We start from the raw sequence: 21433 nt of genomic DNA on the forward strand, positions 1-21433 counted from the left end.
TGCGTGACGCAGAAGTGACCATGCGGTAATCCACGACGACGTCGGACGAAACACCGTCCTCCTATCGTCGGTGGCATGACCACTTCTGACGTCGCACTCGCGCAGCCCGACACCGCTGTCGTCCTCACTCGCCGTCCTGGTCGCTGGGTCGACGGCTTCGATCCGGAGAACAAGACCTTCTGGGAGGCTGAGGGCCGTGCGATCGCACGGCGCAACCTCGGCTGGTCGATCTACGCCGAGTTTCTCGGCTTCATCGTCTGGCAGCTGTGGAGCATCGTCGTCGTGATGCTCCCGGCCGCCGGTTTCACCTTCACCACTTCCGAGATCTTCTGGTTGATCTCGCTGCCGAGTCTCGTCGGCGCCACGCTCCGCTTCCCGTACACGTTCATGGTGCCGCGGTTCGGCGGCCGCAACTGGACCATCGTGTCGGCGCTGCTGCTGCTGATCCCGGCGATCCTGCTCGGCGTCGCAGTCGGCAACCCGGAGACACCGTTCTGGATGATGCTCTGCATCGCGGCCCTCGCGGGCTTCGGCGGTGGCAACTTCGCCAGCTCCATGTCGAACATCACCTACTTCTTCCCGCAGCGCGAGAAGGGCTGGGCGCTCGGCCTGAACGCCGCGGGCGGCAACCTCGGCACGTCGGTCGCCCAGTTCCTCGTCCCGATCGTCGTGTCGCTCGCCGCCGGAATCGGGCTCGGGCTGCCGCTGGCCGGCTGGATGTGGGTGCCGCTCATCCTCGTCGCCGCCTGGGGTGCATGGCGGTACATGGACAACCTGTCCTCTGCGAAGGCCGACTTCGCCGGATCGGCCGCGGCGCTGCGCGAAGGGCACATGTGGCTGCTGTCGCTGCTCTACATCGGCACTTTCGGTTCGTTCATCGGCTTCGCCAGCGTCTTCCCGAAGCTCATCGCCGACCAGTTCCCGGAGTTCTCCTCGCTTCACATCGGCGCGGCCGCGGTGTCTCTCGCCTTCCTCGGCGCGCTGGTCGGATCCCTGTTCCGTCCGCTCGGCGGACGTCTTGCCGACCGCTTCGGGGGTGCGCGGATCACGATCGCGGCGTTCGCCGTGATGGCGATCGGTGCCTTCGGCATCCTCGGGGTCCTGGCGCTCGGACAGTTCTGGGCGTTCCTGCTCTGCTTCCTGGTGCTCTTCGCCGCGACGGGGGTCGGAAACGGGTCGACGTACCGGATGATCCCGATCGTCTTCAGCGCACGCGCGGTCGCTCGCAAGGAAGGCGACGCCGCGGCGGTCCAGCGCCGCGCCGCCGCTGCTCTCGGCCTCATCTCCGGCATCGGCGCCTACGGCGGATTCATGGTTCCGCAGGTGCTCAACGCATCCCAGCTCTCCACCGGCACCTATGAGGGCGCGTTCATCGGCTTCGGCATCGCGTACATCGTGATGCTCGTCATCACGCTGCTCGTCTACGGAATCCCGCGCGCCGCACTCGACGGACGGCGGATCTGACAATGCCGACGCCCTTGCGCGTCGTCGTCGTCGGGTTCGGTCCGGTCGGAGCTCGGCTGTGCGAAGATCTCCTCCCGGCCGTCGAGGACGGCACGATCGCGCTGACGGTGATCGGAGCAGAGCGGCATGCTCCCTACAACCGCGTGCTGATCGCCGAGCTCGCCGCAGCGAGGGCGGATCGCGACGGCATCGTCCTGCACGACCCGGCCGACAGCACGGCCGCCGGTGCCAGGATCGTGCTCGGAGCACGCGTGGTGAGCATCGACCGCGATGCCAGGACGGTCCAGCTCGACAGCGGAGAGGTGGTCGACTACGACCGGTTGGTACTGGCGACCGGCGCGAGGGCGAACGTGCCGACTCTCGCCGGGCTGGAACGACCACGCTACGACGAGGCTTCTCTGGTGCGTGCAGGCGCCACCGTCGTCGGGTCCGACGCGGAGCTCCCGGCCGGTGTCACGGTGCTGCGCGACCTCGCCGATGCGGAGCGCGTCCGTCGGGTCGTCGAGGCGAAGGCGCGGATCATCGTGCTCGGTGCAGGCGTGCTGGGTCTCGAGTTCGCTCTGCTGGCTGCCGACGCGGGAGCCGAGGTCGGCGTGCTGCACCACGGGCCGACGCCGATGCCCCGCAACCTCGATCGCGGCGCAGGAACGGTGCTGGCCAGGGCGCTGAAAGCCCGCGGCATCACGATGTACGCGCACAGCCGCGCCGAGGCGATCGCGTTCCACGACGACGCCGACGGCGTGCGCGCGTTCGATGCCGTGGTCACTGCTGACGGGAACTACGTCCGCGGAGATCTCCTGGTGCTCTCGTGCGGTGTCGGGGCCCGCACGGAGCTGGCCACGCTGGCAGGCATGCGCACGGCGGCCGGCATCATCGTCGACGAACGGCTGCGCTCATGGAGCGACGACGACGTGTACGCGATCGGCGACTGCGCGCACGTCCTCGCGCGGACGCCCGAGAACGAGGCTCTCTCGCGCCTGCCAGGGGCGCCGTCCGGGCTCATCGGGCCGGGCTGGCGCCAGGCATCCTGGCTGGCCGGACGCCTGATCGCGGAGGCTCGAGGCGAACCGCACACGGATCCGGCGCCGGGGGAGAAGGACCCTGTGGTGATGCTGAAGGACGAGGGCATCGACGTCGTCGCCGTCGGCGACCTGGACATCGACATCTGGGATCTGCCCCATGGAGATCGTCCGCACCGGCACGTCGCGCAGTGGGCCGACCCGCAGCACGGCCGCTACGTGAAGATGGTGACGGTCGACGGCGTGCTCGACGCGTTCGCGTGCGTCGGGATGCCGAGGACCGCCGGCGAGCTGACCCTGCTGTACGACCGGCAGGGCGAACTGCCCGCCGATCGCTCGCTGCTGCTGCGGCTGGACGGCGCGGACGACGTCGGCGCCGGTTCCGATGCCTTCGCGCCGGCATCCACGGTGTGCTCGTGCAACGGCGTCAGCGTGCAGCGGATCACGGACTCGATCGCCGACGGCAACGACACCGTCGCCTGCCTCGGCCGCGACACCAGGGCCGGCACCGGCTGCGGCGGATGCAAGCCGCGCCTGACGGAACTGATTGAGCGGTTCGCCCTCGCAGAGGCGGCACGCGCATGACCGCCACCCACTGCCCGTACTGCGCTCTCCAGTGCGCGATGACGCTCACGCCTCGACGCTCGGATGCCGCGGCATCCGACCCGTCCATGACCGTCGCGGGGCGCGACTTCCCGACCAACCGCGGAGGGCTGTGCAAGAAGGGGTGGACATCGTCGACCCTGCTCGACGCCCCGGACCGGCTCACTCGGCCGCTGGTCCGAGGCGAGGACGGAGTGCTCGCCGAGGCGAGCTGGGAGGATGCGCTGGATCTGCTGGCATCCCGCGTCCGACGCCTGCAGGACGAGTCGGGCCTGGACGCGATCGGCGTCTTCGGCGGCGGCGGACTCACCAACGAGAAGGCCTACCAGCTGGGCAAGTTCGCACGGATCGCCCTGCGCACGTCGCGCATCGACTACAACGGGCGGTTCTGCATGTCGTCGGCTGCTGCGGCGGCGAACCGGGCATTCGGGATCGACCGCGGCCTGCCGTTCCCGCTGAGCGATCTCGACGATGCGCACACCGTGCTGATGCTCGGCTCGAACGTCGCGGACACGATGCCGCCGTTCCTGTCGCACCTGGCCGGCGTCCGCGAGGCCGGTGGCCTGATCGTCGTCGACCCTCGGCGCAGCTCCACCGTGCGGCTCACCGATGACGGCCAGGGGATGCATCTCGCGCCGGCGCCGGGCACCGATCTCGAGCTGCTCCTCGGGCTGACGCACATCGTGATCGCCGACGGGTTGCACTCCGCCGCGTCCGTCGAACGCTGGACGACCGGATTCGACGCGCTGCGCCGCAGCGTCTCCGCCTGGTGGCCGGCTCGCGTGCAGCAGGTCACGGGTGTCCCGGTGGAGCTCCTCCGCCGCGTCGCTCGGCGACTCGCTGCGGGGGAGAACACCTTCATCCTCACCGGGCGCGGCGTGGAGCAGCACGCCAACGGCACCGATACCGCGACCGCGGCGATCAACCTCGCCCTGATCCTCGGGCTTCCCACGCGCGAAGGAAGCGGCTACGGCACGCTCACCGGGCAGGGCAACGGTCAGGGTGGCCGGGAGCACGGCCAGAAGTGCGACCAGCTGCCCGGCTACCGCAGGATCACCGATCCGGATGCCAGGGCGCACGTCGCCGCGGTCTGGGGCGTGTCGCCGGAGGACATCCCCGGCGCAGGCCTCCCCGCGGTGCAGCTGCTGGAGTCGATCGGCGAGCACGACGGCATTCGGGCCCTGCTCGTGCACGGCTCGAATCCGGTGATCTCGGCTCCGGATGCCGGAGCCGTGCGCGCTCGAATGGCGCAGCTGGATCTGCTGGTCGTGTGCGACTTCTTCCTCTCCGAGACCGCCGCCATGGCGGACATCGTGCTCCCCGTGACCCAGTGGGCCGAGGAGGAGGGCACGATGACGAGCCTGGAAGGGCGCGTCATCCGGCGCCGCCAGGCGCTGGCGGCACCGGACGGAGTCCGAAGCGAGCTGTGGATCCTCGCCGAGCTCGCGCGGCGTCTGGAGGCGCCTGGCCGCTGGGACCTGGACCCGTCGGCGGTGTTCGACGAGCTCGCCCGCGCATCGGCCGGCGGCATCGCCGACTACTCCGGGCTGAGCCATGCGGTTCTGGATGCCGGGATCGACGCGTTCTGGCCCTACCCTGCGGGTTCGCGCGGGACGGCGCGGCCGCTGCTCGACGGATACCGGCATCCGGACGGGCGCGCTCGGATCGTGCCGGTGGCGGTACGGATGAAACCGGAGGCTTCGGCCACGGGGGATGAGCTGACGCTGATCACCGGACGGCTGCTGGAGCACTACCAGTCCGGCGCGCAGACACGGCGCGTCACCGAGCTGGTATCGGCGCGGCCGGCGCTCGAGGCGACCCTGCATCCGACGACCGCCGCCGATCGAGGGATGCGCGACGGTGACCGGATCGTGCTCGTCAACGCTCGCGGCTCCGTGAGCGCAGAGATCGCCACGGACAGCGGCATCCGACCGGACACGGTCTTCCTGCCGTTCCACTATCCGGATGAGCACTCGGCGAACCTGCTGACGATCGCCGCGACCGATCCGATCTCGTCGATGCCGGAGTTCAAGCGGTCGGTGGTCCGAGTGCTCCGCGCCCCCTGACGACGGTTATCCCCGGCCAGGCTTCGGCCGCCTTCCAGCCCCTGCCGGGTAGACTCGGTCGGTCCAGTTCGGGAGGAAGACACGCATGCGGATCACGGGACTCGGCCACGCCGGGATGTTCATCGAGACGGTCGGCGGGAACATCATCTGCGACCCCGTTCTCGGTCCCTCCTTCTTCGGATCGTGGTTCCCGTTCCCCGACAACCGCGGGCTCGACTGGGAGCGGTTCGGCCGCGACGCCGACTTCCTGTACATCTCGCACCGCCACCGCGATCACTTCGACCCCCGGCTGCTCGAGCGCTACATCCGCAAGGACATCGAAGTGCTGCTGCCGGAGTATCCGACGGACGAGCTCGAGCAGGACATCCGCGCGCTCGGCTACACGAACATCACGTATGCGCCGGCCGGCGAGGTCATCCGGCGCGGTGAGCTGAAGATCATGATCACGCCGCTCCGAGCACCCAGCGACGGTCCGATCGGCGACTCGTCGCTGAGCGTCGACGACGGCACGGGATCCGTGCTCAACCAGAACGACTCGCACCCGCTGGATCTGGAGAAGCTGCTCGCCTTCGGCAAGCCCGATGCCTACTTCACCCAGGTTTCCGGGGCGATCTGGTGGCCGATGGTGTACGACCTGCCCATGGACGCCAAGCAGAACTTCGCGCAGCTCAAGCGGGATGCGCAGAACAAGCGCGCGATGTACTACATCGAGAAGGTCGACGCCCCGCACGTGTTCCCGATGGCCGGACCGCCGATGTTCCTGCGTGATGACCTTTTCGACTTCAACGGCCTCGGCCGCAACGGCGAGTCGATCTTCACCGACCAGAAGCAGTTCCTCGAGCACCTCGCCGAGAAGGCGCCGCAGTACGACGGTCAGCTGTTCATCCCCGGCACGGTCGTCACCGTGGCCGGCGGCGAGGTATCGAGCGCTCAGACCCTGTATTCGGATGCCGAGATCGCCCACATCTTCGACGAGAAGTGGGACTACCTGGAGTCCCAGCGCGCAGCACGCCAGCAGGAGATCCGCGATGAGGAGGCCTCCCGCGCCGAGGTCATCCCGCCCGCCGAGATGCTCCAGGCGATCAAGGAGTGGTGGGAGCCGCTGCTGAAGAAATCGCGCACGATCCGGCTCGGCGTTGGTGGCTGCGTCCGGTTCCGCATCGGCGATCTGGACATGGTCGTGGACTTCCCGAAGGCGAAGGTCCGCGAGTACGCGGGGGAGGAGTGCATCTACTGGTACACGATTCCCGCTGATCTCGTCTCCACGAACATCCGCGACCACGAGATCGACTGGTCGAACTCGATCTTCCTGTCGATGCAGTTCTCGGTCGGCCGCAGCGGGAAGTTCAATGAGTTCCTCACCACCTTCCTGAAGTGCCTGTCCGTGGACCGGATCGAGTACGTCGAGAACTGGTACCAGGAGCAGACCGACCAGACCGAGGATGCCGAGATCGGCGACTGGGTCGTCCAGCGCCGCTGCCCGCATCTGCGCGCCGATCTGACGCGCACGGGGAAGATCGACGAGGACGGCATCCTGACCTGCAGCATGCACGACTGGAAGTGGGATCTGAAGACCGGCAAGTGCCTGTCGACGGCCGGCCACGAGATCCGCGCCGCGAAGGTCGACGACGTCACCGATGAGGCGCTGCGCCTGGGGGCGTGACTTCGATTCCCTCCGTGGCGCCGCGCTGACGGTTCTCTCTAGAGTGGTGCCATGTCCGACGCCTCGAACGTGCACGCCGACTGGACCCAGGTCGAGCTCATGTGGCATCGCGGCGCCTCGGGGCAGCGCGCCGCGGGTGTCCTGATCGCTCTCGTCGGAGCAGTGGGCGTCGGCCTGAGCTTTCTGATGGCGCCCCAGTGGTGGGCGGTCGTGCTCCTGCTGCTCGCGTGCGCCTTCGTCGTCCTGGTCGGTGCGAGCATGTGGTTCCAGGCCGGCGCGGCGGAGCGAGCGACGACTGAACTAGGGGTGGCCGGCCGCGAGGTCGACCTCCCAGTCGTGGCGGTGACGGACACCTCGCACGACATGGAGAGCTTCCGCCTCGAACTCAACCTGCCCGTCAGCGGCGGACGCGTCGTGCTGCACGAGTGCAGCGACCGCCGCTGCGTCGCGGCCGCGCGTGCGTTCCCCGGTTCGACGGTCTCCGCGATGATCGATGAAACCCGTGCCGTCTGGGGCGTCGTGCACGGCGGCATCGGCCGTTGAGAGGGTGATCTCATCCTGCACGCCGTCACCCTCGCTCGCGACCCTCGGTGCCCGCTTCGCACAGGTCGCACGAGAGCGGGGCGTCACCGTCGTCGGCGCGTGATCGCCTCCGCTAGACTGAGATCACGAGCAACCTTTAACACCGTCCTGTGAGGCGGAGAAGGGAGCGGCGGATGAGCACGCGCACCGTGCTGCAGCAAGCCGATATCTCGCGGGCACTGACCCGCATCGCCCACGAGATCCTGGAATCCAATCGTGGAGCGACCGATCTGGTCCTCCTGGGAATTCCCACCCGTGGCGTCGCCCTCGCCGAACGTCTCGGCGCACTCATCAGCGACATCTCGCAGCAGCCGGTTCCGGTCGGCGCGCTCGATGTCACCCTGTTCCGGGACGACCTCGCCAAGCATCCGACCCGGTCGCCCCGTCCGACCGAGATCCCGACCGGCGGCATCGACGGCAGGACCGTGGTCCTCGTGGACGATGTGCTCTTCTCCGGGCGCAGCATCCGCGCGGCGCTCGACGCGATCCAGTCGATCGGGCGTCCATCGGTCGTCCGACTCGCGATCCTCGTCGACCGCGGGCACCGCGAGCTGCCGATCCGGCCGGATTTCGTCGGCAAGAACATCCCGTCGTCCCGCCAGGAGCGCGTGAACGTGCGCCTGTTCGAGTACGACGGCGCCGAAGAGGTGACGATCGAAGCATGAGGCACCTGCTCGACACCCAGACCCTCGACAGGACGACGGCGCTCCGGATCCTCGACGTCGCCGAGGACATGTCCGACACGCAGTCCCGCGAGGTCAAGAAGCTCCCCACGCTGCGCGGCAAGACCGTCGTGAACCTCTTCTTCGAGGACTCCACCCGCACGCGCATCTCGTTCGAGGCGGCCGCCAAGCGACTGTCGGCGGACGTGATCAACTTCGCCGCGAAGGGCTCCAGCGTCTCGAAGGGCGAGAGCCTGAAGGACACGGCCCAGACGCTGCAGGCCATGGGCGCGGATGCCGTCGTCATCCGCCACGGGGCATCCGGCGCGCCGCGCACGCTCGCCACGAGCGGCTGGATCAGTGCCGGGGTCGTGAACGCCGGCGACGGAACGCACGAGCATCCGACGCAGGCGCTGCTCGATGCCTTCACGATCCGCAAGCGCCGATACGGCGCCGACAGCCGCGGGCGCGACCTGTCCGGCATCCGCGTCGTGATCGTCGGCGACGTGCTGCACTCGCGCGTCGCGCGATCGAACGTCTGGCTGCTCACCACGCTCGGTGCGGAGGTCACGCTCGTGACGCCGCCGACCCTGATCCCGCAGAACATCTCGCTGTGGCCTGTCCGCGTCCGGTACGACCTCGATGAGGCGCTGGCCGACGGCCCGGATGCAGTGATGATGCTGCGCATCCAGCTCGAGCGCATGAACGCGGCGTATTTCCCCAGTGAGCGGGAGTATTCCCGGCGCTGGGGCCTCGACGCCGTGCGCGCTGCCGGCCTCCCGGACGGTAGCATTGTGATGCATCCCGGCCCGATGAATCGGGGCCTGGAGATCTCTTCCGAAGCCGCCGATTCGCCTCGCTCCACCGTGCTGGAGCAGGTCACGAACGGCGTCTCGGTGCGAATGGCCGTGCTCTACCTGCTGCTGGCGGGGGAGCGCGAAGACGAACGAGGGGAAGTGAAATGAGCCAGACCCTCGTCATCGAAGGCGTCCAGCTGCTCGGGCGCGACAGCGCCGACATCGTGATCGAGGACGGCGTCATCGCCGAGATCGGTTCGGGGCTGAGCCGCGCCGGAGCGCAGCGGATCGACGCCGCAGGACTCGTCGCGCTCCCCGGCCTCGTCGACCTGCACACGCATCTGCGCGAGCCGGGCTACGAAGCATCCGAGACGGTGCTCTCCGGCACGCGCGCGGCCGCGGCCGGCGGGTTCACCGCGGTGTTCGCGATGCCCAACACCTCGCCGGTCGCCGACTCGGCCGGTGTCGTCGAGCAGGAGCTCGCCCTCGGCGAAGCGGCCGGCTATGCCACCGTGCAGCCGATCGGGGCCGTGACGGTCGGGCAGAAGGGCGAGCGCCTCGCCGAGCTCGGCGCCATGGCCACCTCTCGGGCGAAGGTCCGCGTGTTCAGCGACGACGGCTTCTGCGTCTGGGACTCGCTCATCATGCGCCGCGCCCTCGAGTACGTGAAGAGCTTCGACGGCGTGATCGCGCAGCACGCGCAGGACCCTCGGCTCACCGAGGGCGCTCAGATGAACGAGGGCACGGTGTCCGCGGAACTCGGTCTCGCCGGCTGGCCGGCCGTCGCCGAGGAGTCGATCATCGCGCGCGACGTGCTGCTCGCCGAGCACGTCGGCTCCCGTCTGCACGTCTGCCACCTCTCCACGGCCGGTTCGGTCGACATCATCCGCTGGGCCAAGAAGCGCGGGATCGCGGTCACGGCCGAGGTCACCCCGCATCACCTGCTGCTGACCGACGAGCTGGTGCGCGGTTACGATGCCCGCTACAAGGTCAACCCGCCGCTGCGTCGTGAGGAAGACGTCCTCGCGGTTCGCGAAGGTCTGGCCGACGGCACGATCGACATCGTCGCCACCGACCACGCCCCGCACCCCAGCGAGAACAAGGCCTGCGAGTGGCAGGCGGCCGCCAACGGCATGGTGGGTCTCGAGAGCGCACTGCGCGTCGTCCACCAGTCGATGGTCGCCACCGGCCTGCTCGAGTGGACAGACGTCGCACGGGTCATGAGCACGAACCCGGCCCGGATCGGCCGCCTGGACGGGTTCGGCGCCCTCGAGGTCGGAGCTCCGGCCAACGTGAGCGTGTACGACCCGTCCGTCCCCGGCGTCTTCACCGAGGCCGACCTGCACGGCCGCAGCAGCAACTCGCCGTACCTGGGCCGGGACCTGCCAGGACGCGTGCAGTGGACCATCCACCGGGGCACGGCGACCGTCGCCGACGGCGTGCTGGTCGAGGGGCTGAACACGTGACTCGGGAGCTCATGTTCCTCATCACCGGGCTCATCGCGCTCGGCATCCTGCTGGCGATGTTCTTCGCCTGGCGTCGGCGCCTGCGCAGGGACTCGGGGCTCACCGCACCGCTCGGCGTGCCCGAGCACGCCGAGGTGCGCGCGCGTCACGAAGTTCTGTACGTCTCCACGACCAAGCACGACGAACCGCTCGAGCGGCTCACGATCTCTCCGCTCGCGTATCGCGCCCGCGGCGAGATCGCCGTGACGGACCGCGGGGTCGCGCTGTGCCTGGACGGAGCACCCACGGTGTTCCTCAGCCGCGACCGGCTTCAGGCCGTCGACCGCGCGACCGTGACGATCGACCGCGTCGTCGAACCGGACGGACTGGTCAAGATCGTCTGGAACGTCGCCGACGCCCACCCGGTCGACTCCTACCTCCGCGTCACCACCGGTGACCCGGCGCATCTCATCTCCGAACTGCGGCCGCTCATCGCGGCCCCCAAGACGGGAGCCACCTCATGACTCACCTTTCCGAATCCGCTGTCCTGGTCCTCGAGGACGGATCACGCCACCGCGGCCGCGCCTACGGTGCGCGGGGCACGACCCTCGGCGAGGTCGTCTTCGCCACTGGCATGTCCGGATACCAGGAGACCCTGACCGACCCGTCCTACGCCGGACAGATCGTGCTGCAGACGGCCCCGCACATCGGCAACACGGGCATGAACGACGAGGACCCCGAGTCCCGTCGGATCTGGGTCGCCGGGTACATCGTCCGCGACCCCTCGCGCGTCGTGTCCAACTGGCGCGCGAACAGCTCGCTCGACGACACCCTCGAGCGCGACGGCATCGTCGGCATCAGCGGCATCGACACGCGCGCGATCACCCGCCACATCCGCTCGGCCGGGTCCATGCGCGGCGGGATCTTCTCCGGAGAGGCCGCGGCCCTGGATGCCGAGGAGCAGCTGCGCATCGTGCAGGAGGCTCCGCAGATGGCGGGCCAGAACCTCTCCGCCGACGTCTCGGTCGACGCCGCGACCGTGACACCCGCCGTGGGCGAGAAGATCGGGAACCTCGCCGTGCTCGACCTCGGCGTCAAGCAGGCGACCGTCGACAACCTCGCCGCCCGCGGTTTCGAGGTGCACGTGCTGCCACAGACCGCCACGATCGAGGAGATCCGCGCGATCGACCCCGTCGCGGTCTTCTACTCGAACGGACCAGGCGACCCGGCGGCCTCGGACGGCCACGTCGAACTGCTGCGCTCGGTCCTCGACGAGAAACTGCCGTTCTTCGGCATCTGCTTCGGCAACCAGCTGCTCGGCCGGGCCCTCGGCCTCGGTACGTACAAGCTGCCGTTCGGTCACCGCGGCATCAACCAGCCGGTGCGCGACAAGACCACCGGTCGCGTCGAGATCACCGCCCACAACCACGGCTTCGCAGTCGACGCGCCCATCGAGGGCGTCTTCGACAGCCCGGCCGGCTACGGTCGCGTCGAGGTCAGCCACGTCGGGTTGAACGACAACGTCGTCGAGGGTCTGCGCGCCCTCGACATCCCGGCCTTCTCGGTGCAGTACCACCCCGAGGCCGCCGCCGGCCCCCACGACGCCAACTACCTCTTCGATCGGTTCGCGGATCTGGTCCGCGAGAACAAGGACGCCAAGTAATGCCCAAGCGCGACGACATCAAATCCGTACTCGTCATCGGCTCCGGCCCGATCGTCATCGGTCAGGCCTGCGAATTCGACTATTCCGGCACCCAGGCCTGTCGAGTGCTGCGCGAGGAGGGCGTCCGAGTCATCCTCGTCAACTCCAACCCGGCGACGATCATGACCGACCCCGACTTCGCCGATGCGACCTACATCGAGCCGATCACGCCGGAGGTCATCGAGACGATCATCGCGAAGGAGCGCCCGGACGCGATCCTGCCGACCCTCGGTGGCCAGACGGCTCTGAACGCCGCTATGGCACTGGATGAGCGCGGCATCCTCGCCAAGTACGACGTCGAGCTGATCGGCGCCAAGGTCGATGCCATCAAGAAGGGCGAGGACCGCCAGATCTTCAAGCAGCTCGTCCTGGATGCCGGGGCGGACGTCGCGGCATCCGTGATCTGCCACACGATGGACGAGCTGCTCGCCGGAGCCGAGAAGCTCGGCTACCCGCTCGTCGTCCGCCCGAGCTTCACGATGGGCGGACTGGGATCCGGTTTCGCGTACGACGAAGCGGACCTGCGTCGCATCGGTGGTGCAGGACTGCACGATTCGCCCACCAACGAGGTGCTCCTGGAGGAGTCGATCCTCGGCTGGAAGGAGTACGAGCTCGAGCTCATGCGCGACACGGCCGACAACACGGTCGTCGTCTGCTCCATCGAGAACGTCGATCCGGTCGGCGTTCACACGGGCGACTCGATCACGGTCGCCCCGGCGCTGACGCTGACCGATCGCGAGTATCAGAAGCTGCGCGACATCGGCATCGACATCATCCGCGCCGTCGGCGTGGACACCGGCGGCTGCAACATCCAGTTCGCCGTCGATCCCAAGGACGGGCGCATCATCGTCATCGAGATGAACCCCCGCGTCTCCCGTTCGAGCGCGCTGGCCTCGAAGGCCACCGGCTTCCCGATCGCCAAGCTCGCCGCCAAGCTCGCGCTCGGCTACCGCCTCGACGAGATCCCCAACGACATCACGGGGGTCACCCCCGCGAGCTTCGAGCCCACGCTCGACTACGTCGTGGTGAAGGTGCCCCGTTTCGCGTTCGAGAAGTTCCCCGCCGCCGACCCGACGCTCACGACGACCATGAAGTCGGTCGGCGAGGCGATGGCGATCGGCCGCAACTACGCCACGGCGCTGCAGAAGGCGCTCCGCTCGCTCGAGAAGCGCGGCTCCAGCTTCCACTGGGGCGTCGAGCACCGCAGCGTCGAAGAGCTCCTGGATATCTCCAAGACCCCGACCGACGGCCGCATCGTCACCCTGCAGCAGGCGCTGCGCAAGGGAGCGACGATCGAGCAGGCGTTCGAAGCCACCGCGATCGACCCGTGGTTCCTCGATCAGATCGTCCTGATCAACGAGGTCGCAGAATACGTCCGCGCGGCAGCCGAACTCGATGCCGACACGCTCCGCCACGCCAAGGATCACGGCTTCTCGGATGCGCAGCTCGCCGAGATCCGCGGCATCTCCGAGGCCGAGGTCCGCGGCGTCCGTCACGGCCTCGGCATCCGTCCTGTCTACAAGACGGTCGACACCTGCGCTGGCGAGTTCCCGGCGCTGACGCCCTACCACTACTCCAGCTACGACTTCGAGACCGAGGTCGCGCCGTCCGAGCGGACGAAGGTCGTCATCATCGGCTCCGGCCCGAACCGCATCGGTCAGGGTGTCGAGTTCGACTACAGCTGTGTGCACGCATCGTTCGCGCTGTCGGATGCCGGGTACGAGACCGTCATGGTCAACTGCAACCCCGAGACCGTCTCGACGGACTACGACACATCCGACCGGCTCTACTTCGAGCCCCTCACCCTCGAGGACGTCCTCGAGGTGCTGGATGCCGAGGCCGCCAGCGGCACGATCCTCGGCGTCGTGTGCCAGCTCGGCGGTCAGACCCCACTGGGCCTTGCCAAGGGCATCGAGGCGGCCGGGTACACCGTGCTGGGCACGAGCCCCGCGGCGATCGACATCGCCGAGGAGCGCGAGCTCTTCTCGCAGCTGCTGGACGCGGCCGAGCTGGTCGCGCCCCGCCACGGCACCGCCATCGACGCCGACGAAGCCGTGATCATCGCCGAGGAGATCGGCTACCCGGTGCTGGTGCGCCCGAGCTTCGTCCTCGGCGGCCGCGGGATGGAGATCGTCTACGACACGGCCAGCCTGCGCGACTACTTCGTGCGCACGGCCGGCGAGGTCGTCATCGAGCAGGGCAAGCCCCTGCTCGTCGACCGGTTCCTCGACGACGCGATCGAGCTCGACGTCGACGCCCTCTACGACGGTCACGAGCTGTACATCGGCGGGGTCATGGAGCACCTCGAGGAGGCCGGCATCCACTCCGGCGACTCCAGCTGCACCCTGCCGCCGGTCTCGCTCGGGCGCAGCGACATCGACCGGGTGCGCAAGGCGACCCTCGCGATCGCCGAGGGCGTCGGGGTGCGGGGACTCCTCAACGTGCAGTTCGCGATCAGTGCAGGCGTGCTCTACGTGATCGAGGCCAACCCGCGCGCGAGCCGCACGGTGCCGTTCGTCTCGAAGGCCCTGGGCATCCCGCTCGCCAAGGCCGCGAGCCGCATCATGGTCGGCTCCACCATCGCCGAGCTGAAGAGCGAGGGGATGCTGCCCGTCCAGGACGGCTCTCAGGTGCCGCTGGATGCCCCGGTCGCCGTCAAGGAGGCCGTGCTTCCGTTCAAGCGGTTCCGCACCCGCGACGGCCGGACGGTCGACTCCGTGCTCGGCCCGGAGATGCGCTCCACCGGTGAGGTGATGGGCATCGACAAGGACTTCCCGACGGCGTTCGCGAAGAGCCAGGCCGCGGCCTACGGCGGACTGCCCACTTCCGGCACCGTGTTCATCTCGGTCGCCGATGCCGACAAGCGCGCCGTCATCCTCCCCGCCCACCGGCTCCACCAGCTCGGCTTCGTGCTGGTCGCGACCGAGGGCACCGCGGAGATCCTGTCGCGCAACGGCATCCCGGTGACCGTGGTCGCCAAGTACAGCGAGACGCAGGACAACGGGGAGCGCAACGTCGTCGACCTCATCAACGACGGCGAGATCGACATCGTCGTGAACACGCCGTCCGGGGGAGCAGCGCGCGCCGACGGCTACGAGATCCGTGCCGCGGCGGTCGCCGCCGACAAGGCGCTGTTCACGACCATGGCCGTGCTGGGTGCCGCCGTCAGCGGAATGGATGCCGCCGACGAGGGCTTCGAGGTCAGGAGCCTGCAGGAGTACGCGATCGACAGGAAGAACGCGCTGTGACCACGAGCTTCGGAGAGCGCACCAGAGCGGCGCTGGCCCAGTACGGGCCGCTGTGCGTGGGGGTCGACCCGCACGCCGCGCTGCTGGATGCCTGGGGCCTGCCGCAGAGCGGTGCCGGCGTCCGCGAGTTCGGCCTGCGCGCGGTCGAGGCCGCCCGCGGTCGCGTCGGCGTCGTGAAGCCCCAGGTGTCGTTCTTCGAGCGCTTCGGATCCGCCGGGTTCGCCGCGCTCGAGGAGGTGCTCGCCGCTGCTCGTGCGGCCGGCCTGCTGGTGATCGCCGACGCGAAGCGGGGCGACATCGGCACCACGATGGACGCCTACGCCGCCGCCTGGTTCACGCCGGGATCGCCGCTCGAGGCCGACGCGCTCACCGTCAACCCGTTCCTGGGCGTCGGCGCGCTGGACAGCACGTTCGACCTGGCCGCCCAGCACGGCAAGGGCACGTTCGTGCTCGTTGCGACGAGCAACCCCGACGCGACGCCGATCCAGCGCGCCGCGGATGCGGAGGGGCGCACGGTCTCGGCATCGGTCGTCGCCGCGGTGTCCGCACGCAACGCGACGACGACGCCCGAGGGGGAGTGGGGGAGCAACGGCTTCGTCATCGGCTCCACCGTCGACTGGGTGCAGGCCGGCCTCGAGGCGTTCGCCCCTGCGGCTCCGATCCTCGGACCGGGCTTCGGCGCCCAGGGTGCAGGGCCCGCCGATCTCCGCGCGCGTTACGGTGCGCAGGCCGGCCTCGTGCTGGCCAGTGAGAGCCGCAGCATCCTCTCCGCAGGTCCGGCCGGCCTCGCCGACGCGATCGACAGCGCAGCGGAGTCGTACCGGAAGGCGCTCCGTGACTGACAAGCGCATCGTCCCCGACGTCGATCGTGTCGCTGCAGCGCGCCGCGCGGTCGAGCGGCGTCGCGCGCGCGCCGCGCTCAAGCGCGACCTGACCACACGGGTCGCGGCCCCGCAGCGGGTGCTCGCCGATGCGATCGCCGACCCGGAATCCGTGGCCGGGTCGTTCCGGGTCACCGACTTCCTGCTGGCGCTGCCGGCGATCGGCGTCGGCAAGAAGGATCGCATTCTCGAGGAGCTGCACATCTCGCCCGTGAAGCGGCTCGGCGGACTCGGCATCCGGCAGCGCGAGGTTCTCGCCGCCTGGCTCGACGAGCGCTTCCCCCCGCACACGCCGCGAGCCGGACGCAGCCGCCTGCTGGTGCTCGCCGGCCCCACGGCGGTCGGCAAGGGGACGGTCGCGGCGCACATCCGCGAGGCGCATCCGGAGATCCACCTGTCGGTGTCGGCGACGACCAGGCCGCCGCGCCCCGGTGAGATCGACGGGGTGCACTACTACTTCGTCGACGATGCCGAGTTCGATCGGCTGATCGCCGACGGCGAGCTGCTCGAGTACGCGGTCGTCCACAACAAGAGCCGTTACGGCACTCCGCGCGCCCCGATCGACGCCGCTCTGGCCGCGGGCAGGACCGTCCTGCTGGAGATCGATCTGCAGGGTGCGCGCCAGGTCCGAGCGGCGGAGCCGTCCGCGACGCTGATCTTCCTGCTGCCGCCGTCGTGGGACGAACTCGTGCACAGGCTCGTCGGCCGCGGCACCGAGAACGAGGAGGAGCGCGCCAGGCGCCTGCGCACCGCGAAAGTGGAATTGGCCGCCCAGGGCGAGTTCGATTACCTGATTGTGAACGAGGATGTCTCCTCGGCGGCCCGCGAGGTCGTAGAATTGTCTGAGGCGACTGCGCGCTGAACGCTGCCGCGCGCCCGCCGTTTCGACTTCGCGACGATCCCGTCGCCTGATCTGGAGGTCCCACCATGGCCGGACACCACACCAACGGAATCATCGACCCGCCCATCGACAACCTGCTCGACCGCGTCGAGTCGAAGTACGAACTGGTCATCTACGCGTCCAAGCGCGCACGCCAGATCAACGACTACTACTCCGATCTGCACGAGGGCAACCTCTTCGACAACGTGGGTCCGCTCGTGGACTCCTCGGTCGAGGACAAGCCCCTCACGATCGCGCTCCACGAGATCAACGAGGACAAGCTGCGCATCCGTCACGCCGAGTAAGAGCGCGACAGCCTTCATGACCGCACTGCGCCTGTTCACGTCCGAATCCGTCACCGAGGGCCACCCCGACAAGATCTGCGATCAGATCTCGGACAGCATCCTGGACGGCCTGATCGCCGAGGATGCCGGCTCCCGCGTCGCCGTCGAGACCCTCGTCACGACGGGCCTCGTCCACGTCGCCGGCGAGATCCGCACCGAGGCGTACGTCGACATCCCCACGATCGTCCGCGATGTCGTGAACGGGATCGGCTACACCTCGAGCGACACGGGCTTCGACGGCTCGTCGTGCGGCGTGAGCGTGTCGGTGGGGGAGCAGTCCGGCGACATCGCGCACGGTGTCGACCAGGCGCAGGAGCACCGCGACGGCAGCTCGACCGAAGCGCGCGATGCGCTCGGTGCGGGCGATCAGGGCATCATGTTCGGCTTCGCGACCAACGAGACGCCGCAGCTCATGCCGATGGCCGGGTGGACGGCGCACCGGATCGCGGAGCGCCTCACCGAGGTCCGCCGATCGGGGCTCCTGCCCTATCTGCGTCCGGACGGCAAGACGCAGGTCACGCTCGGCTATGACGGATTCACGCCGAAGACCGTGGATGCCGTCGTCGTGTCGACCCAGCATCACCCCGACATCTCGCAGGAGGAGCTGCAGGCGCAGGTCCGCGAGCACGTCATCGACCCGGTGCTCGCGTCGACCGGACTCGACATCCCGTCGGATCTCACGTACTACATCAACCCCGCCGGCCCGTTCGTCACCGGTGGGCCCAAGGGGGATGCCGGTCTCACCGGCCGCAAGATCATCATCGACACCTACGGCGGCGCCGCCCGCCACGGCGGTGGCGCGTTCAGCGGCAAGGACCCGTCCAAGGTCGACCGCTCCGGCGCCTATGCGATGCGCTGGGTCGCGAAGAACGCCGTCGCCGCGGGGCTGGCCGATCGCATCGAGGTGCAGGTCGCGTACGCCATCGGCGTCGCCCGTCCCGTTGGCCTGTACGTCGAGACCTTCGGCACCGGCCGCGTCGCGGACGACGTGATCACACAGGCGATCACCGAGGTGTTCGACCTGCGACCGCAGGCCATCATCGAGGAGCTCGACCTGCTGCGTCCGATCTACGCGCAGACCGCCGCGTACGGGCACTTCGGTCGCGAGCTGCCGGACTTCACCTGGGAGCGGACAGACCGCGCCGAACAGCTGCGCCGCGCCGCCGGCGTCTGATGACCGGGGAGGGCCGGCGCATCGCGCGCGTGCTCCTGGACTCGCCGCTGCCGCAGCTGGACAGGCTGTTCGACTACGCGCTTCCCGAAGAACTGGGCCCCGTCGTCCCCGGCGTACGGGTGAAGGTTCCGCTGCGCACAGCCGGACGCGTCGTCGACGGGTACGTCATTGAGATCGACGCTGAGAGCGACGCGGACCGCCCGTTGTCCGAGGTGGACAGCATCGTCTCGTCGGTGCCGGTGCTCACCGACGCGCTCTACCGGCTCGCCCGACGCACCGCGGATCGCGCCGCCGGATCGGCATCCGACATCCTGCGCCTGGCGATCCCGAAACGCCAGGTGAGGGTCGAGAAGGCCTGGACCGCGGATGCCGAGACACCGGTCCCCTCCCCGGAAGCGCTCGCGAAGGCCGGCGACGTGATCGACCGGTACTCGGGACTGCGGGACGTTCTCGACGGCGCCGGACGCGCCGCTGTGGAAGCCGTGCCGGTCCTCGAGCACGGACACCCCGGCTGGACCGCGCTCGTGGCGGCGGCGACTGCGCACACGCTGGCCGCCGGACGCTCGAGCATCGTCGTCGTCCCCGACCATCGGGATCTCGACCAGGCGATGACCGCGTTGGAGGCGTTCGTCCCGACCGACGCGATCGTGCGCCACGATGCGCGTCAGTCCAATCCCGATCGCTATCGGGCGTTCCTGAGGACGCTGGAGGATGCCCCGTGCGTCGTGATCGGCAATCGCTCCGCCGTCTACGCTCCGGCGCGGGCTGGACTCGTGATCGTCTGGGACGACGGAGATCCGCTGCTGTCCGAGCCGCTGGCGCCTTATGTGCACGCGCGCGACGCCGCGCTGCTGCGTCAGGAGCAGGAGGGCAGTGCGCTGCTGATCGCGGGCCATACCCGCACCACCGACGCCGAGCGTCTCGTCCAGCTCGGCTGGCTGCAGGACGTCCGCGCGGCCAGACGCATTCTCCCTCGCGTGCAGCTGAGCACCCCGCAGGAGCTCGAGCAGGGCGCGGCGAGGATGCCGTCCAGCGCGTTCCGGTCGGCTCGGGATGCCGCGGCGGAAGGGCCGGTGCTCGTCCAGGTCGCTCGTCCGGGTTTCGCACCCTCCCTGGTGTGCGCCGACTGCCGCAGACCCGCCCGCTGCCCGCAGTGCGCGGGTCCGCTGGGGGCGCGCACCCGCGGCGCCGTGCCGGTGTGCGGATGGTGCGGTCGCGCCGCACGCACGTGGACCTGCCCGGAGTGCTCGTCGACGAAGCTCCGCCTCGCGTCCTCGGGGAGCGAACGGACCGCCGACGAGCTCGGGCGCGCCTTTCCCGGCATCCGGGTCATCGTCGCGGACGGAACGCATCCGATCACGCGGGTCGACGACAAGCCGAGCCTCGTCGTCGCCACCCGTGGCGCCGAGCCGCTTGCAGACGGCGGATACCGCGCCGTGATCCTGCTCGACGGCGCCCGGATGCTGCAGGCCCCGGATCTGCGCATCGGGGAGTCCTGTCTGCGCTGGTGGTCGAACGCCACGGCGCTGGCCGCACCTGGTGCACCCGTGCATCTGGTCGGCATCCAAGGACCGGCGGCCATGGCACTGGCGACCTGGAATCACGCCGGCTACGCCCGCGCCGAGCTCCAGAGTCGAGCACCTGTGCACATGCCCCCGACCGTCCGCGTGGCGCAGGTCGAGGGGACATCGGCATCGGTGCGCGCGGCGGTCGAGGCCGTCCGCGCGCTCGGACTGCCGGCGGAAGCCGTGCTCGGACCCGTGCCGCTGGCCGACGACGACGGGCGCGTGCGTGCGCTCATCCGCTTCGAGTACGGAGCGGGCACGGCCGTCGCCACCACGCTGCGCGCGCAGGTGATCGCCGACGCCGTCCAGCGCCGACGCGGCAAGGGCCGCCCGACCAGGGCCTCGCTCGCGCTGCGGCTCGATATCCTCGAACCTGAGATCTGACCCCACCGGAGAACCTTCATGCGCCTCGTCTTCGCCGGCACACCCGCCGTCGCCGTCCCCACGCTGCGGCTGCTCGCCGCGAGCCATGAGATCGCGGCGGTGGTCACGCGTCCCGATGCCCCGCTCGGCCGGAAACGGATTCTCACGCCGTCGCCGGTCGCTCTCGCCGCCGAGGAGTTCGGCCTTCCGATCATCAAGGCCGCGCGCCTGGATGCCGAGGCGACCGAGCGGATCGCGGCTGCGCGACCGGAGCTCGGTGTCATCGTCGCCTACGGGGGACTCGTCAAGGAGCCTCTGCTCTCGACGCCCCTGCACGGCTGGATCAACCTGCACTTCTCGCTGCTGCCGGCCTGGCGCGGTGCCGCCCCGGTGCAGCGCGCGCTGATCGCAGGCGACGACGAACTCGGGGCGAGCGTCTTCCAGCTCGTCGAGGCCCTGGACGCCGGCGACGTCTACGCGGCACGCGCGTTCGACGTGCCCGCCGACGCGACCGCCGACATCGCTCTGGACGCCCTCGCAGCGGCCGGCGCGCCGTTGACCGCCGAGGTGGTCGAGGCGATCGAAGCCGGAACCGCGCACGCGCAGCCGCAGACCGGGACGGTCACTCTCGCGGCGAAGCTGACGCTGGAGGACGGCCGGCTCGACTTCACGCGGCCGCTGAACGAGGTGTACGCCCGGTTCCGCGGCGTCACCCGCGAACCGGGCGCGCACACGACTGTCGACGGCGCGCGCCTGAAGATTCTTGCCGCAGAGCCCGGCGCCGATGCGGCGCTCGCACCGGGGCTCATGCAGGGCACGAAGGATGCCGTGCTGATCGGGACGGCGACCTCGCCGCTCGCGGTGACGCGGGTGCAGCCGGCGGGCAAGCCGGCGATGGCGGCCGCCGACTGGTGGCGCGGTCGGCGCGAGGGCGAGGGCGAGGGCACGGTGGCCGGATCGTGAGCGGTCCGCAGC

The 21433-nt window shown here is 69.6% G+C and carries 17 protein-coding genes; all 17 read left to right on the forward strand.

What is annotated here, in order from left to right:
- Positions 1–75 precede the first annotated feature (75 nt).
- The gene (locus tag M2317_RS11755; protein ID WP_429460367.1) at positions 76–1464 is read left to right on the forward strand and encodes an MFS transporter; all 1389 of its coding nucleotides are present in this window, start codon (positions 76–78) and stop codon (positions 1462–1464) included.
- Between the two features lie 2 nt (positions 1465–1466).
- Positions 1467–3068, forward strand: a complete 1602-nt coding sequence (locus tag M2317_RS11760) for an FAD-dependent oxidoreductase (protein ID WP_429460369.1) — start codon at positions 1467–1469, stop codon at positions 3066–3068.
- Complete coding sequence (locus M2317_RS11765; RefSeq protein WP_429460371.1) at positions 3065–5152, forward strand: molybdopterin oxidoreductase family protein; 2088 nt, start codon at positions 3065–3067, stop codon at positions 5150–5152. Before M2317_RS11760 ends, M2317_RS11765 begins: the two co-directional genes overlap by 4 nt.
- An 85-nt stretch (positions 5153–5237) precedes the next feature.
- Positions 5238–6815 (forward strand): Rieske 2Fe-2S domain-containing protein, encoded by a 1578-nt coding sequence (locus M2317_RS11770; protein WP_429460372.1) that lies wholly within the window; start codon positions 5238–5240, stop codon positions 6813–6815.
- Between the two features lie 51 nt (positions 6816–6866).
- Complete coding sequence (locus tag M2317_RS11775; protein ID WP_429460374.1) at positions 6867–7358, forward strand: hypothetical protein; 492 nt, start codon at positions 6867–6869, stop codon at positions 7356–7358.
- Between the two features lie 173 nt (positions 7359–7531).
- Positions 7532–8062, forward strand: coding sequence for a bifunctional pyr operon transcriptional regulator/uracil phosphoribosyltransferase PyrR (pyrR, locus tag M2317_RS11780; RefSeq protein WP_429460376.1), 531 nt, complete (start codon positions 7532–7534; stop codon positions 8060–8062).
- Positions 8059–9024 (forward strand): aspartate carbamoyltransferase catalytic subunit, encoded by a 966-nt coding sequence (locus tag M2317_RS11785; protein WP_429460378.1) that lies wholly within the window; start codon positions 8059–8061, stop codon positions 9022–9024. Before pyrR ends, M2317_RS11785 begins: the two co-directional genes overlap by 4 nt.
- Entirely contained in the window at positions 9021–10322 is a 1302-nt protein-coding gene (locus M2317_RS11790) for a dihydroorotase (RefSeq protein ID WP_429460380.1), read from the forward strand. Before M2317_RS11785 ends, M2317_RS11790 begins: the two co-directional genes overlap by 4 nt.
- Positions 10319–10825, forward strand: a complete 507-nt coding sequence (locus M2317_RS11795; protein WP_429460382.1) for a hypothetical protein — start codon at positions 10319–10321, stop codon at positions 10823–10825. Before M2317_RS11790 ends, M2317_RS11795 begins: the two co-directional genes overlap by 4 nt.
- Positions 10822–11964, forward strand: coding sequence for a glutamine-hydrolyzing carbamoyl-phosphate synthase small subunit (gene carA / locus M2317_RS11800; protein WP_429460383.1), 1143 nt, complete (start codon positions 10822–10824; stop codon positions 11962–11964). The genes M2317_RS11795 and carA overlap by 4 nt, the downstream gene beginning before the upstream one ends.
- Positions 11964–15251 (forward strand): carbamoyl-phosphate synthase large subunit, encoded by a 3288-nt coding sequence (gene carB, locus M2317_RS11805; protein WP_429460384.1) that lies wholly within the window; start codon positions 11964–11966, stop codon positions 15249–15251. Before carA ends, carB begins: the two co-directional genes overlap by 1 nt.
- The gene (gene pyrF / locus M2317_RS11810; protein ID WP_429460386.1) at positions 15248–16093 is read left to right on the forward strand and encodes an orotidine-5'-phosphate decarboxylase; all 846 of its coding nucleotides are present in this window, start codon (positions 15248–15250) and stop codon (positions 16091–16093) included. Before carB ends, pyrF begins: the two co-directional genes overlap by 4 nt.
- The gene (gene gmk, locus M2317_RS11815) at positions 16086–16994 is read left to right on the forward strand and encodes a guanylate kinase (RefSeq protein WP_429460387.1); all 909 of its coding nucleotides are present in this window, start codon (positions 16086–16088) and stop codon (positions 16992–16994) included. Before pyrF ends, gmk begins: the two co-directional genes overlap by 8 nt.
- Positions 16995–17059: 65 nt before the next feature.
- Positions 17060–17317 carry a DNA-directed RNA polymerase subunit omega gene (rpoZ, locus tag M2317_RS11820; protein ID WP_120228631.1) on the forward strand — a complete coding sequence of 86 codons (258 nt, stop codon included), beginning with the start codon at positions 17060–17062 and terminating at the stop codon, positions 17315–17317.
- Positions 17318–17333: 16 nt separating this feature from the next.
- Positions 17334–18530 carry a methionine adenosyltransferase gene (gene metK, locus M2317_RS11825; protein WP_429460388.1) on the forward strand — a complete coding sequence of 399 codons (1197 nt, stop codon included), beginning with the start codon at positions 17334–17336 and terminating at the stop codon, positions 18528–18530.
- Positions 18530–20479 carry a primosomal protein N' gene (locus M2317_RS11830; RefSeq protein ID WP_429460390.1) on the forward strand — a complete coding sequence of 650 codons (1950 nt, stop codon included), beginning with the start codon at positions 18530–18532 and terminating at the stop codon, positions 20477–20479. Before metK ends, M2317_RS11830 begins: the two co-directional genes overlap by 1 nt.
- An 18-nt stretch (positions 20480–20497) precedes the next feature.
- Positions 20498–21421, forward strand: coding sequence for a methionyl-tRNA formyltransferase (locus M2317_RS11835; RefSeq protein ID WP_429460392.1), 924 nt, complete (start codon positions 20498–20500; stop codon positions 21419–21421).
- The last annotated feature ends 12 nt before the right edge of the window (positions 21422–21433 follow it).

It is taken from the genome of Microbacterium sp. ZKA21 (assembly GCF_050434165.1).
Taxonomy (GTDB): domain Bacteria; phylum Actinomycetota; class Actinomycetes; order Actinomycetales; family Microbacteriaceae; genus Microbacterium.